Here is a 21,636-nt window from a genome sequence, read left to right on the forward strand (position 1 = left end):
TCGGCCCCCGGTCCCCCGTGCCGGTTGACCGGTTTCCGCTGTCACCCCCCTGGCCGGAACTGCCGCGACGCCTCCCGATCCGCCTCGCTCAACACCACCTTCTCCAACACCACCTCCATGGCATCCACCGCCCGCGGGGTGCGGATGATGGTTTCGACCGTCTCGCCGTTCTGGTTCATCCGCATGCCCAGGGGGCTTAAATTGTAATTGAGCACCCGCAACACGAAACGACTCTCGCGCCAGCCCAGATACCAGAACCAGTCGGTGTAATACTGCCAGCTGTTCTCGTTGAAAGCGCGTACATGGGTCGGATCCTGCCAGGCGCCCAGGGAGAGGTCATAGGGAACCACGATGTGCAACGTGCCGCCCACCCGCAACAGGTTCAAGCAACTGGTCATGGCCGTGATCAGATCCTGAACGTGCTCGAACACATCAAACGCCAGGATCTGCTCGAAATATCCCCTCGGCAGACGGATCGGCCCGAAACGCCGGGTCGGATGGAGCGGATCGTCCGGCAGGGGGAGGGGGTGGTTCAGATCGGCGATCAGATCCGGTTGCCAACCGTCGTGAATGTCGAGGTTCAGACACTCCGCGCGAAAGTTCTTGCCACTGCCGATGTTCAGGATGGTCGGCAACTGGGTCTGGGAGTCGGACACGGGACGCTCTCCGGATGGCGGATGTGAAAGATCATCACGCGGGTCGCCAAGCGCCTCGCGCAGAATGTCGCGTTCGAGCCGGGCGGAAAAACGCTCGAACCCGGCGCGGGCCATGGCCTGACGTCGCGGCTCGTCGCGAATCAACGCGATGCAGGTGGCGACCAGCTGGTCATACGGCACGGCGGCCATGGCATCGTCCAGGGCCGGATCGATGCGGGTTTCGGGATCTTTTTCCGTGACCACCGCCTTGGCGTTGGCCAACAGGTAGGAGATGCGGGCGATCTCGAAGATCTTGGTATCGTAATAGTGGATGTTGAGGATGATCCTGGAACGGGCGATCACCGCGTCCCGCGCCTGGCCATACAGTCCGAACAACAGCTGCACCGCCAGACCGGCCTCCTCCAGCTCCACCAGGATCCGCCGTCGCCGCTCGTTGAGACTGCCATAAAAAAGCACGTCGATGGTTTCGGTCTCGACCGGGATGCGCGTCAGTTCCGGCACATAGCCGATGGGAACATGGCGGCTCGGTCCTACCAGACCCGCCTCGCGCAGCCGGTCCAGATTGTGGGCATCGTAGTCCCAGGTCTCGCAGCGGGCCATGAGGGCGGGCAACGCCTCGTTGCCGATCCAGCTCGATTGCCACTGTTCCAGATTGTAAAGGATCGTGCCGGATGGTACCCGTTCGATCCATTCGACCGGCATGAGGTTGCCGCCCACCAGGATGTTGCGCGCCGCCGGATCGAAGTCGTTGATGGCCATGGTGACCGGATGGCCCAGGGCGCGCAGACCGAAATGGAGGGTTTCGACCACCTCGCGCAACGCTTCGGCGTGGTCGTAGCCGGGCGGGGAGATCAGGACGATGCGAAAGGGGGTGGGTGTCATGTGCCGGCGATCCTACCCGGTGACCCGGAACATGCCGAGCAGATCCGAGGTCAACAGCACCTGACCCGCCGGCAGACCGCTGGCGATCAACAGGCCGCGGGTGGCTTCGTCCTCGGTGAGACAGAGGGCGGTGAACCGCTCCGGGGATTGGGCCAGGGACTCCGGATCGCGGATTTCGAACGGGATGGTGGGCGCGATCTGGTGCAGGCTGGCGCGGATCACCTCGGGATTGCTGATCCGGCAGGCGACCAGGGCTTTGGCATCGGGCAGGGCGAAGAAGCGGTCGCGCATCGCCTGATAGGCCGAGCCGGTCATGACGTTCGGCTCCATGGCGCGGATCAGCGCACGATCCTCCTCGCTCTTGACCCACAGCAGAGCCCGTTTCAAACAGAGCCCCGCCGCGATGTAATCGCCGCTGGCCTGGGCGAGGTTGGCGGCCACCAGGATGCGCCGCACCACGAAATCGTTGATCAGTTCGAGCACCACGGCGCGGTTGCCGGGATCGAAATCGTTCATGCCGAGGCTGGCCAGGGCCAGCGAGGCGGCCAGCTCCAGACCGGAACGGTAGTGGTCGAGATGGGCGAGCACCTCCATGCCTTCGTTTCGTTGCGCCGCGCCCACGCCCGGATTGCGCAGCACCGAGACCAGGAACGGGTTGGGTTGAAAACGCACCGCGCCGTAAGACAGGGTGCGGAAGGTGGTGACCAGCGGCGTGTGGGTGGCCTCCAGATCAAAGGAGACGCGGGCCAGCGCATCGGCGCGATACAGGGCGTTCTCCGGGAAGATGTGGTTGAGGGCGATGAAGTTGAACAGATCGGCGGTACGGCTCGTGTCGAACAGGTGCTCCCCTTCCAACGGATAGAACAACCCCATGTCGGTGGCGGTGGAGTCGTTCCAGAGCTGCCACGGCGCGTGGGAGACGGCGATGTCGTCGCGTTTGAGCATGAGATCGAGTTCGGCGAGCAGCGTTTCCGGGAGCAGCCGATCCCCGCACGCCAGATGGACCAGAAAGCGCCCGCGACCCACGCGCAACGCGGCCTGGATCAACGCCTGGCCGGCGAGGGGCCGGGGGAGGGTCACATGCCGGTGGAGCGGCAGACCGGCGCCCGGTTGACCGGGCGCGGCGTTCCCCTGGTTGGCCTCCGGCAGATCGACCACCACCACCTCGATGGCGCGTCCCGAGGTGGCGACCCAGCGAAGTTGCTCCAACGTGTGGGCCAGCCAGGCCCGTCCCGAGGCGGTGGTGATGCAGATGGAAAGCTCGACCGGTCGGTCGGTTGCCGGGGCCTGGGGCGGGATGTGGAGGGCCGGGAGCGGGACGACGGGCGGCGGAACGGGCGTTGTCGCTGCCACCGAAGCGGTCGGACGCGGCTGGATCGGCGGGGCGACGGGCGGCGGAACGGGCGTTGTCGCTGCCGCCGAAGCGGTCGGATGCGGCTGGATCGGCTGGTCGGGGGTGGGGAACGAGGGGGCGATATCCAGGTGTTCCGGCGGCAGACCGGCGGCATGGCGTTGCCAGATCGCCTCGTAGACCGACTCCAGATCGCGGGTGAAACGCGGGGTGTCGAAGAGCGGGGTGGTGGCGCGGTTGGCGATCAGACGGGCGCGCAGCCCGGTGAGCCGCTCCGGGGCGCGGGCCAGCTCCAGGGCCTTGGCCTGGTAGTCGGCAAGCGTGGTGGCGACCAGCTCCGGCGCGTCCATGGTGACCAGCAGACTGCCGGCCACCCGCGACACGAAGGTGTCGCCGGCGATGGTGAGGAGCGGACAGCCGATCCACAACGCATCGCTGGCGGTGGTGTGGGAGGTGACCGGATAGGTGTCGAGCACCAGGTCCACCAGGTGGTAGCGGGCCAGATGCTCGGCCACCGCCAGTTTGGGGGCGAAGTGCAGCCGGGCCGGATCGATGCCGTGGCCGGCGGCGGCCTGACGGAGGTTGTCGGCCACCAGCGGGTTGGACTCCAGCAGCCAGAGGATGGCCTCCGGGGTGTGATGCAGCACCTCCATCCAGACCGCGAAGATCTCCGGGGTGATCTTGTAGGTCTGGTTGAAGTTGGAAAAGATCAATCCGCGCGCCGGCAGACCGCATTCGGCGCGGGTGGGGCCGGACTCCGGCAGGGCGCGCAACCGGTCGTTGGGCTGGTAGCAGTGGGGGAGACGCACCACCTTTTCGCTGTAGTGGATCTCCTCGCCCGCAGGGATGAGGAACGGGTCGGCGACGATGTAGTCGATGTGCCCGGCGCCCATGGTGCCCGGATAGCCGAGCCAGCTCACCTGGAGCGGAGCCGGTCGCTGGGTGGCGATCTCCAGGCGCGCCCCCTTGGTGAATCCTTTCAGCTCCACCAGAACATGGATGCCATCCTCGTGAATCGTGCGCGCCGCGCTGTCGTGATCCACCCGCAGCAGATCCACGAACCGGTCGCTCGCCTCGACCATGCGCTGGCGCATCTCCTTGCCGTCGTCGTCGCTGTAGGAGTAGAGGATGATTTCGAACCGCTCCCGGTCGTGCAGCTTGATCAGCTCGGCCATCAGGATCGCGGTGGCGTGATTGAGGAAATCGCAGGAGAGGTAACCGATCTTCAACCGCCTGGGGTGGGGATCGTGGGTCGGCGTGGCGGCCAGATCGCGCCGGGCGCGGTATTTGCGGTCCATGTAGTGGGTGGCGCAGGCCAGCTGCTCGGCGGGGGTGGTCGGCAGGGTGAGAAACACGAACGGGTTGATCAGCTTGTTGCCGGCGTTGAAGAGCTGCATCATCTCCGAGAAGAGGTCGTCCAGGTCGCGCCAGTCGCAGATCTGTTTCAACAGGTTCAACAGGGTGGCGAAGGTGTTGGGATCGTCCCGTTTCTGTGCGATCAGCCGCCGGGCGCAGTCGATGGCCCCTTCCAGATCCCCCCGCACGTTGCAGGCCACGCCGAGATTCTCCAGGGCGGTCTGGTCGTCGGGTCGGATCTCGAGGGCTTTTCGGTAGCAGGCGATCGCCTCGTCGAGCCGCTCTTGCAGCTGCAAGGCGTTGCCCATGTGGGTGTAGGATTCGTGCAGATCCGGTTTGATGGCCAGGGCGCGCTGGTGACAGGCGATCGATTCGTCGAGCCGGCCCTGATCGCAGAGCACGTTGCCCATGTTGCAGAGCGCCTCGTAATAGAGCGGGTTGATGGCCAGGGCCTGTTCGTAACAGGCGATCGCCTCGCTCCAGCGTCCCAGATCCTGCAACACGTTCCCCTTGCAGTTGAGCGCCTCCAGATAGTCGGGACGCAGCTCCAACGCCCGTTCCAGCCAGACCAGGGCCTCTTCGTGGCGTTCGAGCTTCTGGAGCACATAGGCCAGGTTGTGCATGGCGCTGACGTACTCGGGGTAGATGGCCAGCGATTGTTCGTAACAGGCGATCGCCTCGTCAAACCGTTTCTGCTCGCAGCGGATGTTGCCCATGTTGGCATAGGCTTCGAAGAAGTTCGGCTGGATCTTCAAGGCCCGCTCCTGACAGGCGATCGCCTCGTCGTACTGTCCCAGGGCCTGATGGAGGGTGCCCAGGTTGCTCATGGCGGCCTGATAGTTCGGATCGAGCTGCAAGGCCTTGTCATAGGCGGCCAGGGCGGCCTCGGGCTGACCGTGGTTCTGGAGCACGATGCCGAGGTTGTTGTGGAAGAGCGGTTGGTTGGGATCGATGGCGATGGCCTTTTTGATCAGGGCGATGGCCTCGTCGCGCTCCCCGCGTTGGTGGAGCAGATAGCCGAGCAGGTTCAAGGCATCCTGATGGCGTGGGGTTTCGCGCAGGATCTGGCGATAGAGGGCCTCGGCCTCGGCGAGGCGGTTGGCGTGATGCAGCTCCAGGGCCTTGTGGACCGGCGCGACCGGCACGGAGCGGGCGGCGGCGGGGGCGGAATGCTTGGATTTGCCTGATTTCATGGCCATGACCTTCGCGTGGCAAAGGAGGGGACGAATGGTGTCAACGCCACGACCGCTTTCGATGCATCGTTGCGTTAAGATCTCGACGCATGCTAGCCGATTTCGCGGGGATTGGGAATTCTTTTTGCCGATGGTAATGATTCAGGACTCCTGATAGTCAGCAGGGTCCAGTCAGCGGGGTCCAGGGGTCAATGACCCCTGGTCGGGTTCGGGGCGAAGCCCTGAGGTTTTGATTTTGTGACTTTGACCTTGCCTTTCGCGCGCTTTTCACGATAAGCCATTTTCCGCGATTTTTGCGGAAAATGGCGCAAGCGCGCGTGGGCCTATCCAAGAACGCATGTCCAAGGGTGTTCGTGAACAAGGCCATGTGCGCACGAAATTTTGTATTCAATGGCCTGTGATTACCATGAACAACGCACTGAAAATTTTCTTATATCATTAATAATTGACATGGCCTATTCTGTAGGCTATCAATATAAATTAATCCAATAATATTCAGTCAGGCAATATCGGATCACAAGATTCGTCCAGAACAATCAACAGACCAAGAGTGAAGATGCCCAAGAGACCATCCGCCAACGCAAAGTCCATCCCCATTGGCGCACCAACGTATGATACGCCTCTGCCACTGAGATCCCTTCCATGGGAGAGTTTTCAACGCTTCTGTTGCGAATTTCTGAGCATCTATTACCAGGATCAAAGTGGCGTGGTGAATCAATTCGGTGGGCCTGGCAGCAAGCAGGAGGGCATCGATATTGAGGCACGCGGAGATTTCGGGGTTTATTCCTTTCAGTGCAAACAAGTAAAGGGGTTCGGGCCGGGCGATGTTGATGCAGCAGTGGCCGCGCACACCTTCGTTTCTCATCGGAAACACATTCTGTTGAGCCGCAATGCCTCGACTGGTGCCCGCACGGCCATCGCAAAGCACCCAGGCTGGGAATTGTGGGATCAGGAGGATATCTCCTCGAAGTTTCGCGGTCTACCCATGGTTGATCGCCGGAAGCTGGTGGATATTTTTTTTCGACATCAGCGACAAGCCCTTTTGGGTGTGCCTGAGTCTGGGCCTTTTCAAACAGCAGAGGCGTTTTTCAAGCAGTACTTGAAGCCAAGCGGCTTTTTCAATCATTGCTGGCAACTGGTTGGCCGTGAAATCGAGCTGGAGCAACTGACCACGAGCCTTCTTGATGACAATGTTCTGGTCACCATGCTCCAGGGTGCTCCAGGCAGCGGGAAGTCGCGGTTACTGCGCGCGGTGGTCGAAACGGTGCGCCGTCAGCGACCCGATCTTGCGGTTTGCTTTGTCTCGTCGCCAACAGAAGAGATCAAGGCCCACCATCTGGAAGAGTTGGGCACCGGCGCAAAACTGTTGATCGTCGATGATGCCCACGACCGTGATGACCTCGCACAACTGCTGCGGTATGTGTCGGTGGCTGACAACAGAGGCAGGCTGCTGCTGTCGTTGCGTTCTTATGGTCGTGCACGGGTGGAACAACAGGCTGCATGTGCAGCCATAGACAGTTGTCAAATCAACATCATAGACCTGCCATCCTGGTCGAGAGGGAATGCCCTGGCGCTTGCAAGAATGGTTCTGGACGCCTCAGGTGGTCCTGTGCAGGCCGCATCTGCAATCGCCGAATTGACCCACCTGACACCCCTTATGACCGTGCTGGCGGCGCAGGTGGTCGCCAAAGAAAAAAGGCCATTGGCTCTGATCGGCAACAGCAGGGATTCCCATAATTACCTCCTCGCCAGGTATGAGAAAATCATGATGGGTGAAATCCTGCCTGATCCGCAGGACAAACCCAAGCTGCAAGCGCTCTTGCGGATGGTTGCCTTGTTGCAACCGGTTGCCCCAAATGACCGGAATTTTTTGGATATTCTGCTTGCAGTGGAAAAACTGACACAAGAAGACACCCAACGCCTCTTACAACGCATGGGCGAGGTTGGCGTGTTGTTCAGGCGCGGTCTTCTCTACCGCCTTGCGCCTGACCTGCTGGCAGATGTCATCATCAAGCGAGACTTTTTCGTCACCAACGGCTCGGTGACCGACAAGGTTGAAGAAGTATTCGACATCGCCGAAGGGGATTATCTGAAGCATCTGCTGGTCAATCTGGGGCGTCTTGATTGGCGTCGGCGCGAGGGCAACACCGAGGGCAGCATGCTTTTGGCCAGAATTGCTCCAAAGCTCCGCTGGCACAATGATTACCATAATCCCCACATCCAGGCCGTTGCAGCCGTGGCCTATTATCAACCACGGCTGGCACTTGATTTCGCTGAGCGACTCATTAAACAGCAGCATGGCAACGTGCCCGGTGTCTGCGAAATGGTGCGCAATGCCGTCTACAATCCAGAGTATCTGGAAGAGGGTTGCGTTCTCTTATGGCGTGCCGGCAAGGACGATGCGCGCGTACTTCACCAGTGCCCGGAGCATGGTATCCGAATCTTGCAAGAGCTGGCAGAATTCGCACCCCAGAAACCCGTGGAATGCGTGGAGCGGGTTGTCAATTTTGCCATTTCTCTGTTGGATCGCCCCATCTCTTTGCGAGGCTGTTACACCCCCTTCACCATCCTGGAAGGGGCGTTGCGGACCAATATGGAAGAGAGGACATACAAAAACCGGACAGTGACCTTTTCACGCTATCAACTCCCTTACGAACTGGCCAAGGGTGTGCGGGCGCGGGTAATGGATACCATCATCAACGCCATTCAGGGAGATGACCCGCGCAAAGGGTTTCTTGCAGCCCAGTTGCTTGAGGAGGCACTGGATAGCCCAATTCATGGCCCTTATGACACGCAAGCATGGAATGCCGCCCATGCCGAGCTGCTCGGGCGGGTACACACTGCGCTTGTCAACCCGGCCATGCATCCTGTGGTACTCATGGAGGCAGCACGCTCGGTCAGTTGGCATGCCTTCTACAACCCAAATTCTGAATGTAGCTCTCTGGCGCAATCCATTCTGGCGCTGTTGGATCGCGATCTCCCGACACGCCTGATCCGATTCATGGCCGATGCCTATGGGCAAGACACTTGGGAGGATGACGATTCGCATATGATGACAGCGTATACGGCAGATGCCGCGCGCTTCCTGGAATCGCTTTCCATTGAATTTCCGGATGCAGAGCAACTGCATGGGTTTCTTGAGAAGTGGCTGAACGAAATCAAAGCGGTTGCCGGCCAGGGATGGGGAACTCCAGATGTCATGATCCATCGATTGCTGCCGAATCGGCCTGACCTGGCCGAGGCAATCCTGAGCAGGTGTTTCGATGCTCAATCCCCTTTGAGCGATTTCGCGGGTATTTCTCTCGGGGTGCTTTTCGCACCTCAAGAGCGTCAAGAACGCATTGCCAAGCTGCTGCAATTTGACCCGGTAAAGGCATGGCCCCTGGTCGCGGCAGCCTATATGCAGACGGAGCAGTTCACGGATGATGACATGCCCAACCTGCAACACATTTTTCAGTCAAAAGATCCTGCCATCTTGTTGAAAGCACCATGGATCGCACGAAATATTGCCAAACAGAAACCGGCTCTGGCGGTTGAGTTGATCTGTCTTGCAGACATGACCATCGAATCTCGCATCACCCATGATTCCTTTCTGTGTCTGGTGAATCGCGAGATGATTCCTGAGGAGGTCATCCAGATTGAACAATGGCAGACACTGGTTAACCGTCTCACGCCATTACCTGATCTGGAGGATCATTGGGTATTCGCATTCCTCAAGAGGGCTGTCGCGGTTGTGCCTGCGGATGTCATCGAAATGCTGAAAAGGAGGCTGCAACAGGGCGCGTTTCATTTCATGTCCAGGGCAATGGAAGAAGATTGTCGGGACAAAAGCCTGGAACTTCTTTCGCATCTGGACGGACTTCGGCTGCTGAAGGCGTTTCTCGCATGGGCGGTGTATGCCCGGAACGATCGCGGAAGGCCGATGGAGATTGGCCCCAGCGTCTCCGCACTGTGTGGGGAATACAGTCCGGAGTTGCTCGAATTGCTGCTTGAATTGTTGAAAGGGGGCACGCTGTCGCATGCGCACGTTGTGGCAAGCGTGTTGCGCGTCGTGCATCAAAAATTTGTGATCGACAAAACGGATTTTGTACGTAAAGTTTTGGATCAGGCAGAGCTGATTGACTGGCAAGCCGTGGACGATGTTATCCAGGCATTGACGGCCTCAGCCCTTGACAGAGCCCGATTCCGCGAGATAGGGAAACCTTTTCAGGAGGATGTGGCACTCCAGGAGCATGCGCAGGACATCCTTCCCCGACTCAACAGGTCGGAGCCAGCATACCGGCTTTACAAATCCATTGGTGATAAGGCGAAGCGAAAGATCGAACATACAAGCCGCAATGATCTTGCCATGGAGGAGGATGAAGATGTTTAAGCCGGTTTATTCTTTGTCAGCCCCTTTGGCCATTGAAACGGACGAGTCATCGAATTCCCGGTGAACCGGATATGAAACCATCGTGTACTGGCGTGATGCAGACCAGGCCTTCATCGCCGAAGTGCCGGAGTTGCCGGGCTGTATGGCGGATGGGGCCAGCCGACTGGAGGCGATGTCGCAGGTGGAACAGGTGATTGAGACCTGGATCGAGACCGCCCGCTCCTTGGGCCGTCCCATCCTGGAGCCGAAAGGGCGGCTGATGTTTGCCTGACCTGCCGCGTGACACGCGTGTGATCCAACCGGTCAACCTTTCGTCTCGGCACGGATGATGCTTGCTGGATCACGATAGTCCCTTTTGGGTTCATCCATCCAGCCAGAAGAGGGGGGGATCCGCGTGCCCCCGAGTGAGCCTTGACCGCCCCGTTGACGAATATCTCCCCGTTTCTGTCGGCCTTGCGCTGTCTGTTCCTGGTCTGTCGTCATCACGGCGTCGATGTGACGCCGGAGCAGCTTCTGGGCGCCCGCGAGGCGGATATCGTGGGTTCCGTGCTGCGTTTGATGCAGGAGGTGGGGCTGAAAGGGGCGCTTCTGGCCAACCGCAAGTGGAAGGATCTGAGCGGATTGGGCAACGCCTATCCGGTGATGGCCGAAACCCGTGGCGGCCACTGGCTGATCGTCAGTCGCGTGACGGTCGCCGCCGACGGCGTGCCGAGTGCCACCGTCATGGATCCGCGCACCGAGCATGCCGGCACCCTGGTTCTGACCCGCAAGGAGTTCGAGGCGGACTGGAGCGGCAATTTATTGCTCTGCAAGCGCGACCACGAGCCGGAGCTGGAAAACAAGCCGTTCGGATTGAGCTGGTTCATGCCCGAGATCATGAAACAGCGCAAGCTGCTGCGCAACGTGGCCATCGCCGCGCTTCTGACCAGCATCCTGAGCCTGGCGATGCCGATGTTCTTCAACATCATGATCGACCGGGTGATTCCCCATCAGAGCCATCAGACCCTCATCACCCTCACCATGATCCTCTTTCTGGTGATGACCTTCGAGGGGCTGTTCAACTTCGTGCGTCAGCATCTGATGCTGGTGGCCACCAACAAGATCGATGCCCGGCTGTTGTCCCGTTCGTTCCATCATCTGCTGCATCTGCCGATGCCCTTTTTCGAGAACTCCACCACCGGCGTGCTGATCCGTCACATGCAGCAGGCCGAGGTGGTGCGCAACTTCTTGACCGGCACCCTGTTCCACACCCTGCTCGACGTGGTGACCCTGCCGCTGGTGCTGGTCGGACTGGCCATGTACAGCTTCAAGCTCACCCTGCTGGTGCTCGGCTTCACCCTGGCCATCGCCGTCGTCATCGCGGTGATGCTTCCCACCTTCCGTCACTACCTGGAGGGGCTCTACAACGCCGAAGGGTTGCGCCAGGCCGATCTGGTCGAGACCATCCACGGCATGCGCGCGGTCAAGTCCATGGCCCTGGAACCGTTGCGCAAGGCCTCCTGGGATCGCAAGGTGGCGGTGTCGATCCTGAATCGCGCCCGGGTGGGCGGCATGGGGATCAAGGCGTCGGTCTTGATCGGCGCATTGCAGTCCGGCATGCAGATCGCCATCATCGCGGTCGGCGCCCTGGAGGTGTTCGACAATACCATGAGCCTCGGCGCGCTGGTGGCCTTCAACATGCTCTACGGGCGGGTCTCCGGACCGCTGGTGCAGCTGGTGGGGCTGATCAACGAGTATCAGCAGACCGCTCTGGCGGTGCGCATGCTCGGTTCGGTGATGAACCATCCGCCGGAACGGGATCCGAGCCAGAAGGGCATCCGCATGCCGATCACCGGCGAGATCGAATTCTCCAACGTCACCTTCCGCTACGAGAAGTCGGTGTTGCCGGCCTTGAAGCGCATCTCCTTCAAGGTGGAAGAGGGGAAAGTGATCGGCGTGGTGGGTCGCTCCGGCTCTGGCAAGACCACCATCACCCGTCTGATCCAGGGGATCCATACCGCCCAGGAGGGGTTGATCCACCTCAATGGCCACGACATCCGCCATTTCGACCTCGCCCATCTGCGGCGCAGCATCGGCGTGGTGTTGCAGGACAACATCCTTTTCCGCGGCACGATCCGCGAGAACATCGCCGCCGGGCGGCCCGAGGCCACGCTGGTGGAGGTGATCGAGGCGGCCCGTCTGGCCGGCGCGGACGAGTTCATCGACCGTCTGCCCCACTCCTACGAGACCTGGGTCGAGGAGGGCGCGTCGAACTTCTCGGGCGGTCAGCGGCAACGGATCGCCATTGCGCGCGCGCTTCTACTTAGTCCCCGTCTGTTGATCTTCGACGAGGCGACCAGCGCCCTGGATCCGGAGAGCGAAATGATCATCCGCCAGAGCCTGGAGAAGATCTCCGAAGGCCGGACCATGATCATCGTCTCCCACCGGCTCTCTTCGCTGGTGGCCGCGGATGCGATCCTGGTGCTCGACAAGGGAGAGGTGATCGACTGCGCCACCCACGAGGAGCTGCTGGAGCGGTGCGAGATCTATCGCCATCTGTGGGATCAGCAGGCCGGATTGGCCATGGTGGGCAAGGAACACTGAAACGCCGTCAGCCGGCATGGTTGTTGCGTGCTTTGAAGCGGTTCAAGCCATTCTCGCGAGTTCGGGTCGATGGGCAAGGAATCATAACGTATGACCAACGCGGACCAAACACCCCAGACCGGGGCCAACGAGGCGACCGGAACTCCCCGCGCGCGCTGGAAATATCATCCGCTCGCGCTGCTGCGTCGCGGCTTCACCCATATTTTCGAGGGTGGATCGGGGCGCGTGGTTCCGGATGCCATCCCCTTTCAGGTGGGGATCGACGTCATCATCGCGGAGAATCCCTCGTTTCTGTTGATGTCGGTCTTCTATCTGATGATCGGCATGTTGTCTTTGGGACTTCTGATCGCCTCGCTGGTCGAGGTGGACATGCTGGTGATGGCCACCGGTCGTCTGACCACCGATGCCCCGCCGTTGCAGCTCCAACCCATGGATCGGGCGATCATCCGCGAACTCAAGGTCAAGGCCGGGGATCAGGTGACCAAGGGTCAGATCCTGGCCACCTTCGACGCCACCTTCGCCCATGCGGATCTGGCGTCGATTCTCGCGCAGCAGCAGGCTTCCCAGGCGCGCATCCGGCGTCTGGAACACGAGATCAATGCCACCCCCTTCGAGATCGGCTCCTCTCCGAACGCCGACGAACGGCTGGAGTACGCGCTTTTCGGGCAGCGCCAGGCCGAGCACCGGTCGCGTCTGTCGATGTACGACGAGGAGATCGAGCGGATCCAGACCGCCATCCACTCCACCGAGGATGAGCGCGGCTATCTCACCACGCTGCTCAAGATCTACAAGGACGTGGAGGGGATGCGCGATACCTTGCAGAAGAGCGGAACCGGCAGCCAGTTGCAGTATCAGGACTCCAAGGTGGCGCGGGTGCGCACCGAACAGTCCCATCAGGACGCGGCCAACCGGCTGATTCAACTGCGTCACAATCTGGCCTCCAAGCGGGCGGAGCGGCAGACCTTCGTGGAGGAGTGGACCCGTCAGCTTCTCGATTATCTGATCACGGCCCGGTCGGATCTCTCCAAGCTCAACGAACAGGTGATCAAGGCGCGCCGCATGAGCGAGATGGAGGTGATGACCTCGCCGGTGGATGGGGTGGTGCTGGATGTGGCCAAGCGGGCCACGGGTTCGGTGTTGAACCCGGCGGAACTTTTGATCACCATCGTGCCCGCGGACGCGGTGTTCATTGCCGAGATCATGCTCGACTCCATCGATGTCGGTTATGTGCGTACCGACGACCGGGTGGTGCTCAAGGTGCATGCCTTTCCCTATCAACGTCACGGGGTGTTGGAAGGCAAGCTGCAATTCGTGAGTCAAGAATCCTTTCAGGGATTCGGGGGCGAGGGGCAGGGGAACGCGGTGCGCAGCGCGGGCGGCGCGTTCCATGTGGGACGGGTGAAACTGACCAAGACCGATCTGGAACATCTGCCGGAAGGGGCCCGTCTGATCCGCGGCATGACCCTGACCGCAGATATCAAGGTGGGCTCCAGACGGTTGATCTCCTATTTTCTCTATACGTTTACGAGCATGATGGATGAGAGTCTCAAGGAGCGCTGAGCGCGCGGCAATTTTTGCGGGTCGTGGCCACCGCGCGGCAAAAACGATCCACCCGAACCGGTCGAAAGCAGGGGTGAGGGGATGATTTCGGGTTCATTTTGTGCCTGGAATGAAACTTGCTTTTCGTTTATAGTAAGTAAAAAATGGCAAGAGTGTGAAAATCGTGAAAAAATGGGTCAAGTCTGATGCAGGGGTGCCGATAAGGCGAATTGTGGACTCTTTTTTCCCTGCGACATCGCCCCCCTGGGGTGCGCCTGAGGTGTCAATCACGCTGTGAATGGTTGTTGCGAAATGCCGGATTTCTGACGCTTGGCAAGGGCGCGCGGTTGATTTCAATTGACCGTGGTGTCAAATGTGTGATATTGCGTCAAGGAATTGTGCTTCGGCATTTCTCGAATATTCTTTTTTGTTACCCATATGATATTTTTTTCTGTCGCGCCTGATTGCGGCATGGTGCTCACAGATTACGGTTGCCGCGGGGACGCTCAAAGAGGAGTTTAAAAACGACATGGCTGCCACATCGACCATCATTCAGATGTTGTCCACCACTCAGATCGGCAATCTGACCACCACCTCCCTGGCCACATTCTCCGCGACCGAGCTGAGCTATCTGACCACCACCCAGGTCAGTTATCTCAAGACCACCAGCATCGCCAACCTGAGCACCTCGCAGATCGGCGGGTTCACCGTCACGCATGTGGGGGTTTTGAGCACCACCCAGGTATCGGCGCTCACCTCCACCCTGGCCGGCGCATTGACCGCCACCCAGATGCCCGCCCTGACCACCACCAACGTGGCCGCCCTGACCACCACCCAGGTGACCGGTCTCAAGAGCACCCAGGTCGGGGCCTTGACGGCGACGCAGCTGGGGGTGCTCAACACCACCCGCATCGCGGTTCTGACCACCACGCAGTTGGGCGGCCTCAAGACCACCCAGGTGAGCGGGCTCTCCACCACCCAGGTGGGCATCCTGAACACCACCCAGCTCGGCTCCCTGACCGCCACCCAGCTCGGCGCGTTGACCACCACCGGGGTCCGCACCCTCTCCACCACCCAGGTGAGCGGGCTTTCCACCACCCAGATCGGCGGGATCACGGTCACCCAGGTGGGTGGTCTGACCACCACGCAGATCAATTCGCTCTCCACCACGCAGATGAGCGGGGTGAAATCGACCCAGATCGCGGCCTTCACCACCACGCAGGTGGGTGTTCTCTCCACCACCAAGATCGGCTCCTTGAGTTCCACGCAGGTGGGTGGATTGAGCACGTCGGGCATTGCCGCCCTGACCACCACCCAGGTGCGCTCCCTGACCTCGACCAGCGTCGCCACGCTGAATGCGACCCAGTTGTCCGCCCTGACCACCACCAATGTCGTGGCCCTGACCACCACCCAGGTGACCGGGATCACCGCCACGCAGATCGGTCTGCTGAGCGTCACGCAATCCTCGGCTCTGACCACCACCGGGATCGGCACCCTCTCCACCACGCAGTTGGCGGGCTTGAAATCCACCAACATCGCGGCGATGAGCACCACCCAGACCGGGATTTTGTCCACCACCCAGATCCGCACGCTCTCCGCGGCCCAGGTGGGCGGTCTGAACACCACCCAGCTCTCGGCGATGACCACCACCCAGATGGGGGTCATGAACACCACCCAGATCGGCACCCTGACGGTGACCCAGATCGGCGTGCTCACCACCACCAAGCTGGCGGCCCTGACCACGACTCAACTGTCGGGTGTCAAATCCACCCAGTTGGCCGGCATGTCCACCACCCAGCTGCGCGGCCTCACCACCACCGAGATCGCCTCGCTCTCCAGCGGGCAGGTGGGCGGCTTGTCCACCCTGGGGCTGGCGGCATTGACCACCACCCAGTTGAATTCGTTTGTCACCACCTCCTTGGGCGCATTGAACGCCACGCAGGTGGCCGCCATCTCCACCACGGGTCTGGCCTCCATGACCACGACCGTGCTGTCGGGTCTGACCGCCACCCAGGTGGGTGCATTGACCACCACCCAGGCCGGCGTGCTGACCACGACCGAACTGCGTGCCCTGACCACGACGCAGCTGGCCGGATTGAAGTCCACGACCATCGCGGTGCTGACCACCACCAAGGTCACCAGCCTGACCACCACCCAGGTGGGTTCGCTCTCCGCGACCCAGGTGATCGGCCTGACCACGACGCAGATCTCCTCCATGACCACGACCCAGGTGGGTGGCATGGGCACGACCCAGGTGGGCGCCCTCACCGTGACCCAGCTGGCCGGCATGACCACCACCGCGGTCGGCACGTTGAACACCACGCAGCTGACCGGCGTCAAGGCGACCCAGCTTGGCGCGTTGACCACCACGCAGTTGCGTGCTCTGACCACCACCGGCCTGTCCTCCCTGTCCACCGTCCAGTTGGCCGGTCTGACCTCCACCGAGGTGGGTGCTCTGACCACCACCATGCTGCGCGCCTTCTCCACCACGCAGATTCGCGGGTTGAGTTCCACCCAGGTAGGCGCCCTCACCACGACCGGACTGGCGCAGTTGACCACCACGCAGATAACCGGCGTCACCGCGACCCAGTTGGCCGCGCTCTCGCTGACCCAGGTCGGCGTGTTGACCACCACCGGGCTCCAGAGCCTCTCCACGACCCAGCTGGCGGGTGTCAAGACCACGCAGCTGGCTGCGCTGACCACGACCCAGGCCGGGATTCTCTCCACCACGCAGCTTGGTGGTCTTGCGACCGCCCAGGTGGCCAGTCTTTCGACCACGGCGTTCCGTAACCTCACCACCACGCAGCTCTCCGGCCTGTCGGCGGCCCAGGTGGGCGCCCTGACCGAGACGCAGATGGGGGTGATGAGCACCACCATGATGAATGCGCTCTCCACCACCCAGTTGGGCGGTCTGAGCGCCACCGATTTCGCGTCGCTCTCCACGACGCAGATCAGCACCCTGACCACCACCAAGATCGCGGCGCTCAACACGACGCAGATCGGTGGCCTGAAGGCGACCCAGGTGGCGGGTCTCTCCACGACCCAGGGGAACATCCTGACCACCACGCAGTTGGGTGGCTTGAACGCGACGCAGGTGGCTTCTCTGAGCACCACGGTGCTCAACGCGATCAGCACCACGCAGATGAGCGGTCTGAACTCGACGCAGATCGGCGCCATGACCACGACCCAGGCCCTGGCCCTGACCACCACCAAGCTCGGCGCCTTGAACACCACCCAGATCGGGGGTCTCAAGACCACCCAGCTGGCGGTGCTCACCACCACCCAGGCGCGGGTTCTGACCACCACGCAGCTCGGCACGATGAACGCGACCCAGGTGGGCGGTCTGACCACCACGAATCTGGGCACCTTGACCACGACGCAGATGTCCGGCTTCGGCACGACCCAGATGGGTGCGTTGAGCGTCACCCAGGTGCGTGGTCTGTCCACCACCCAGCTTGCGACGATGAGCACCACGCAGCTTTCCGGCGTGAAATCCACGCAGTTGGGCGCCTTGACCACGACCCAGTTGTCGGGTCTGACCACCACGGGTCTGGCGTCGTTCTCGACCACGCAGATCGGCGGTCTGACCTCGACCGAGATGATGGCCTTCTCGACGACCCAGTTCGGGTATCTGACCGCCACCCAGCTCGGTGCGTTGACCGCGGTTCAGGTGACGGGCATCTCCACCACGCAGATGGCGCGGTTGACCACCACGCAGCTTGGCGGCATGACCTCGACCCAGTTGGGCGGTCTCACCACCACCCAGGTGGGTGTGATGACCACCACCGATCTGCGCGCCATGACCACGACCCAGATCGCGGGGGTGAAGTCCACGCAGCTGGCGACCCTGACCACCACCCAGAGCGGCAATCTCTCCACCACGCAGGTCGGGGTGTTGAGCATCGCCCAGCTCGGTGGTCTGACCACGACGGCGGTGAGCGTTCTGACCACGACCCAGTTGTCGTCCCTGACCGCGACCCAGATCGCCGGACTCTCCACGGTCCAGGCGCGCAGTCTCACGACCACCCATGTGGGCGCCTTGAACACCACGCAGCTTTCGGGTGTGAAATCCACGCAGTTGGCCGCGCTGACCACCACCCAGGTGCGTTCGCTGACGACCACCGGCCTGGCTGCGCTCTCCACGATCCAGATCGGCGGCCTCACCAGCACCGACATGGGCGCGATGTCCACGACCCAGTTCTCGGCTCTGACCACGACCCTGGTCGGCGCTCTGAACGCCACCCAGGTGGGCGGCATGACCACCACGAGCGTGGCCGCGTTGACCACCACCCAGTTGAAGGGGCTCTCTTCGACCTCGGTGGGGGCGCTCTCCACCACGCAGATGCTGGTGTTGACCACCACGGGTCTCAACACCCTGACCACCATGCAGTTGGCGGGTCTGAAGAGCACGCAACTGGCGGGTCTGACCACCACCCAGTTCCGTGGTCTTGGCACCACGCAGTTGGGCGGGCTCTCCTCGACCCAGTTGGGCGGGTTGGGCGCGGCGGGCATCGGTTCAATGAGCACCACGCAGATCGCCAACATGAGCACCCAGCAACTCGGTGCGATGACGGCGACCCAGCTGGGCGGCATGAGCACCACCGGCATGGCCACGCTTTCCACCACGTTGCTGGGCGGCTTCAAGTCCTCGCAACTGGCGGCGTTGAGCACCACGCAGCTGTTGTCGCTGACCACCACGGGTCTGGCCTCGTTGAGCACCACGCAGCTCGGCGGTTTGACCGCCACCCAGATGCGCGGCATCTCCACGACCCAGTTGGGCAGCCTGAAGACCACGCAGATCGGTGGTTTGAACGCCACCCAGGTGGCCAGCCTCACCACGACCGGCCTGACCAGTCTGACCACGACGTTGTTGGGTGGCCTGACCTCGAGCCAGTTGGGTTCGTTGACGGCCACGCAGACCGCGATCATGACCACGACGCAGGTCAAGTCGTTGACCACGACCCAGATTGGCGGTCTCAAGTCCGCGCAGCTGGCGGTGATGACCACCACTCAGACCGGCACGTTGACGACGACCCAGGTGCGTGAGTTCACCTCGACCCAGGTGGGTGGTTTGACCACCACGCAGCTTGGGGTGATGACCACGACCCAGGTCGGCAATCTGACCTCCACGGCCCTGAGCGGTCTCGCCTTGGCCCAGTTGGCGGGTCTGACCACCTCGAACGTGGCTACGTTGAGCACCACGCAGCTGACCGGGATCAAGTCCACCCAGTTGGGCGGTCTGACCACGACCCAGCTCAAGAGCATGACCACCACCGGTCTCAAGGCGCTCTCCACGACCCAGATCGGCGGTTTGACCTCGACCGGGATGGGTGCGTTGACCACCACGCAGTTCTCGGTGCTGACCACCACCCTGTTGGGCGCATTGACCTCGGCCCAGGTGGGGGGTGTGACCACCACCGCGATCGCCGGCATGACCACGACGCAGTTGTCGGGCATGACCTCGACGCAGTTGGGCAGCCTGACCACCACCCAGGGCAATGCTCTGACCACGACCGGTCTCAAGGCGCTCTCCACGACCCAGATCGGCGGTCTGAAGAGTTCGCAGCTGGCGGCTCTGACCACCACCATGACCGGCATTCTGACCACCACGCAGATCGGTTCGCTGGCGTCGGCGCAGGTGACGGGTCTGAACACGACCCAGCTGAGCAGCCTGACCACGACCCAGTTGGGTGCGTTCAACACCACGCAGATCGGGGCGCTTTCCACGACCCAGACCGGTGGGTTGACCACGACCGAGATCAAGGCGTTGACCACCACCCAGTTGACGGGTATCAAGTCCACGCAGTTGGGTGCCTTGTCGGTCACCCAGATGCAGTCGTTGACCACCACGGGTCTGGTGTCTCTGAACACGACGCAGATCGCGGGTTTGACCAGCACCACCATGGGTGGCATGACGACCACGCAGTTGGGCAATCTGACCGCCACCCAGATGGGTTCGCTCTCTGCGGTGCAGATGGGCGGGCTGACCACCACGGTGATTGCGCTGTTCTCCACGACCCAGGTGGGTGGTTTGACCTCGACCCAGGTGGGTGGGCTGACCACGACCCAGATGCGGGTGATGACCACCACCGATCTGAAGGTGTTGACCACCACGCAGGTGGGTGGTCTGAAGTCCACGCAGATCGGCGCCTTCACCACGACGCAGTTTGCGATCATCACCACGACGCAGATCGCTTCGATGAGTGCGACGCAGGTGGGCGGCATCTCGACCACCGAGATTCAGGTGATGACGACGACCCAGTTGGGTGCGTTGAACACCACCCAGGTGGCCGGTCTGTCCACGGTTCAGGCGGGCAGTCTGACCACGACCGAGCTCAAGGCGTTGACCACCACCCAGTTGACGGGTATCAAGTCCACGCATCTGAATGCCTTGTCCACCACGCAGTTGACGGGTCTGACCACCACCGGCATCGCGGTCATGAGCACCACGCAGTTGCGCGGTTTGACCTCGACCCAGTTGGGAGCGATGAGCACCACCCAGGTGAACGGCATGACCAGCACGCAGTTGGGCGGCATCACCGCGACGACTCTGAGTGGTTTGACCACCACGATGATCGGCGTGATGACCACCACGAATATCGGTGGTCTGGTGGCCACGCAGTTGAGCGTGTTGAGTCAGACGCAGTTGAACGCGCTGACCACCACGGGTCTCAAGGTGTTGAACACGACCCAGCTGGGCGGTTTGAAATCCACCCAGGTGGCGGCGTTGAGCACCATCCAGGTGGCGGCCATGACGACCACGCAGATGAGCGGTCTGACGGCCACGCAGATGGGCGGTCTGGAGTCCACGGACGTGGCCTATCTGACCACGACCCAGATGGGCATTCTGACGGCCACCCAGTTGGGTTCGCTGACCACCACCTCGGTGGGTGCCCTTTCCACCACGGATCTGCGTTATCTGACGGCGACGCAGTTCGGTGGAATCAACTCGGCGCAGATGACCGCGTTGACCTCGACCCAGGTGTCGGTGTTGACCACCACCCAGGTGGCCTCGTTGACCTCGACGCAGGTGCGTGGACTGGAGTATATCGACATCTCGTACCTGACCACCACCAACATTTCGGTCCTGACCACGACCGCGTTGGCGGGTCTCACCTCGACGCAGGTGAATGGTGTGACCTTGGGTGGTGTACAGTATGGCGGTTTGACCACGACGCAGCTTGGTTCGTTGAACTCGTCCCAGTTGAGTGCGGTTCTGGGGGTGTTGGGCTGATCGATAAGCCCTTTGACAAGTAGGTAATTCTGGCCACCGGCCAGGTCCGCTCCGGAGAGGTTGGGGCGGGTCTGGCCGGTTTTTTTTGTAACGATTCAGGATCCTACGATTGCAGGGGAAGGGGGGACCGAAAGCGCGCGAAAAGATGAACGGCACCGTTCCAAGGGTTGTGCCCTTGGATTTTCACCAGGGGTCATTGGCCCCGTGTGGAGATGCATGCCTGGTGCTTGAGGGGGCGTTGGCGGAGTATGTGAACGGGTTGAGCGGGGTAGGGTGCGGGCGGTGGAGGTGGGAGGTGGAGGTGGGAGGCGCGGAAAACTGGCGGGGTCCAGGGGCCAATGGCCCCTGGTGGGGTTCGGGGCGAAGCCCTGAGGTTTGCTTGTGACCTTGCCTTTAAGACCTTGCCTTTGTGACTGTTGCCTTTGTGACTTTGACTTTCGCGCGCTTTTCACGATAAGCCCTTTTTCGCG

7 protein-coding genes are annotated in these 21,636 nt (G+C 61.6%); 5 read left to right on the forward strand and 2 right to left on the reverse strand.

Features of this window, described 5'->3' with window-relative positions; genetic code table 11:
- Positions 1-41: 41 nt before the first annotated feature.
- Together ACOY6C_RS15575 and ACOY6C_RS15580 are read right to left on the reverse strand one after the other, a co-directional pair.
- Positions 42-1,538: a hypothetical protein gene (locus tag ACOY6C_RS15575; RefSeq protein ID WP_420906442.1), complete on the reverse strand. Its 1,497-nt coding sequence runs from the start codon at positions 1,536-1,538 to the stop codon at positions 42-44.
- 12 nt (positions 1,539-1,550) lie between these two features.
- Entirely contained in the window at positions 1,551-5,438 is a 3,888-nt protein-coding gene (locus tag ACOY6C_RS15580; RefSeq protein ID WP_420906443.1) for an O-linked N-acetylglucosamine transferase family protein, read from the reverse strand.
- Positions 5,439-6,144: 706 nt separating this feature from the next.
- Here ACOY6C_RS15580 and ACOY6C_RS15585 point away from each other — a divergent pair.
- From ACOY6C_RS15585 to ACOY6C_RS15605, 5 genes are all read left to right on the forward strand, one after another.
- Positions 6,145-9,810 (forward strand): ATP-binding protein, encoded by a 3,666-nt coding sequence (locus ACOY6C_RS15585; RefSeq protein WP_420906444.1) that lies wholly within the window; start codon positions 6,145-6,147, stop codon positions 9,808-9,810.
- Between the two features lie 82 nt (positions 9,811-9,892).
- Positions 9,893-10,081 carry a type II toxin-antitoxin system HicB family antitoxin gene (locus ACOY6C_RS15590; protein WP_420906445.1) on the forward strand — a complete coding sequence of 63 codons (189 nt, stop codon included), beginning with the start codon at positions 9,893-9,895 and terminating at the stop codon, positions 10,079-10,081.
- 161 nt (positions 10,082-10,242) lie between these two features.
- Positions 10,243-12,393 carry a peptidase domain-containing ABC transporter gene (locus ACOY6C_RS15595; protein ID WP_420906698.1) on the forward strand — a complete coding sequence of 717 codons (2,151 nt, stop codon included), beginning with the start codon at positions 10,243-10,245 and terminating at the stop codon, positions 12,391-12,393.
- Positions 12,394-12,483: 90 nt separating this feature from the next.
- Positions 12,484-13,953, forward strand: coding sequence for an HlyD family type I secretion periplasmic adaptor subunit (locus ACOY6C_RS15600; protein ID WP_420906446.1), 1,470 nt, complete (start codon positions 12,484-12,486; stop codon positions 13,951-13,953).
- Positions 13,954-14,461: 508 nt separating this feature from the next.
- Positions 14,462-21,166 (forward strand): ice nucleation protein, encoded by a 6,705-nt coding sequence (locus ACOY6C_RS15605; protein WP_420906447.1) that lies wholly within the window; start codon positions 14,462-14,464, stop codon positions 21,164-21,166.
- The last annotated feature ends 470 nt before the right edge of the window (positions 21,167-21,636 follow it).

The organism is Candidatus Magnetaquiglobus chichijimensis, from assembly GCF_045865675.1.
GTDB classification, from domain to species: domain Bacteria; phylum Pseudomonadota; class Magnetococcia; order Magnetococcales; family Magnetaquicoccaceae; genus Magnetaquiglobus; species Magnetaquiglobus chichijimensis.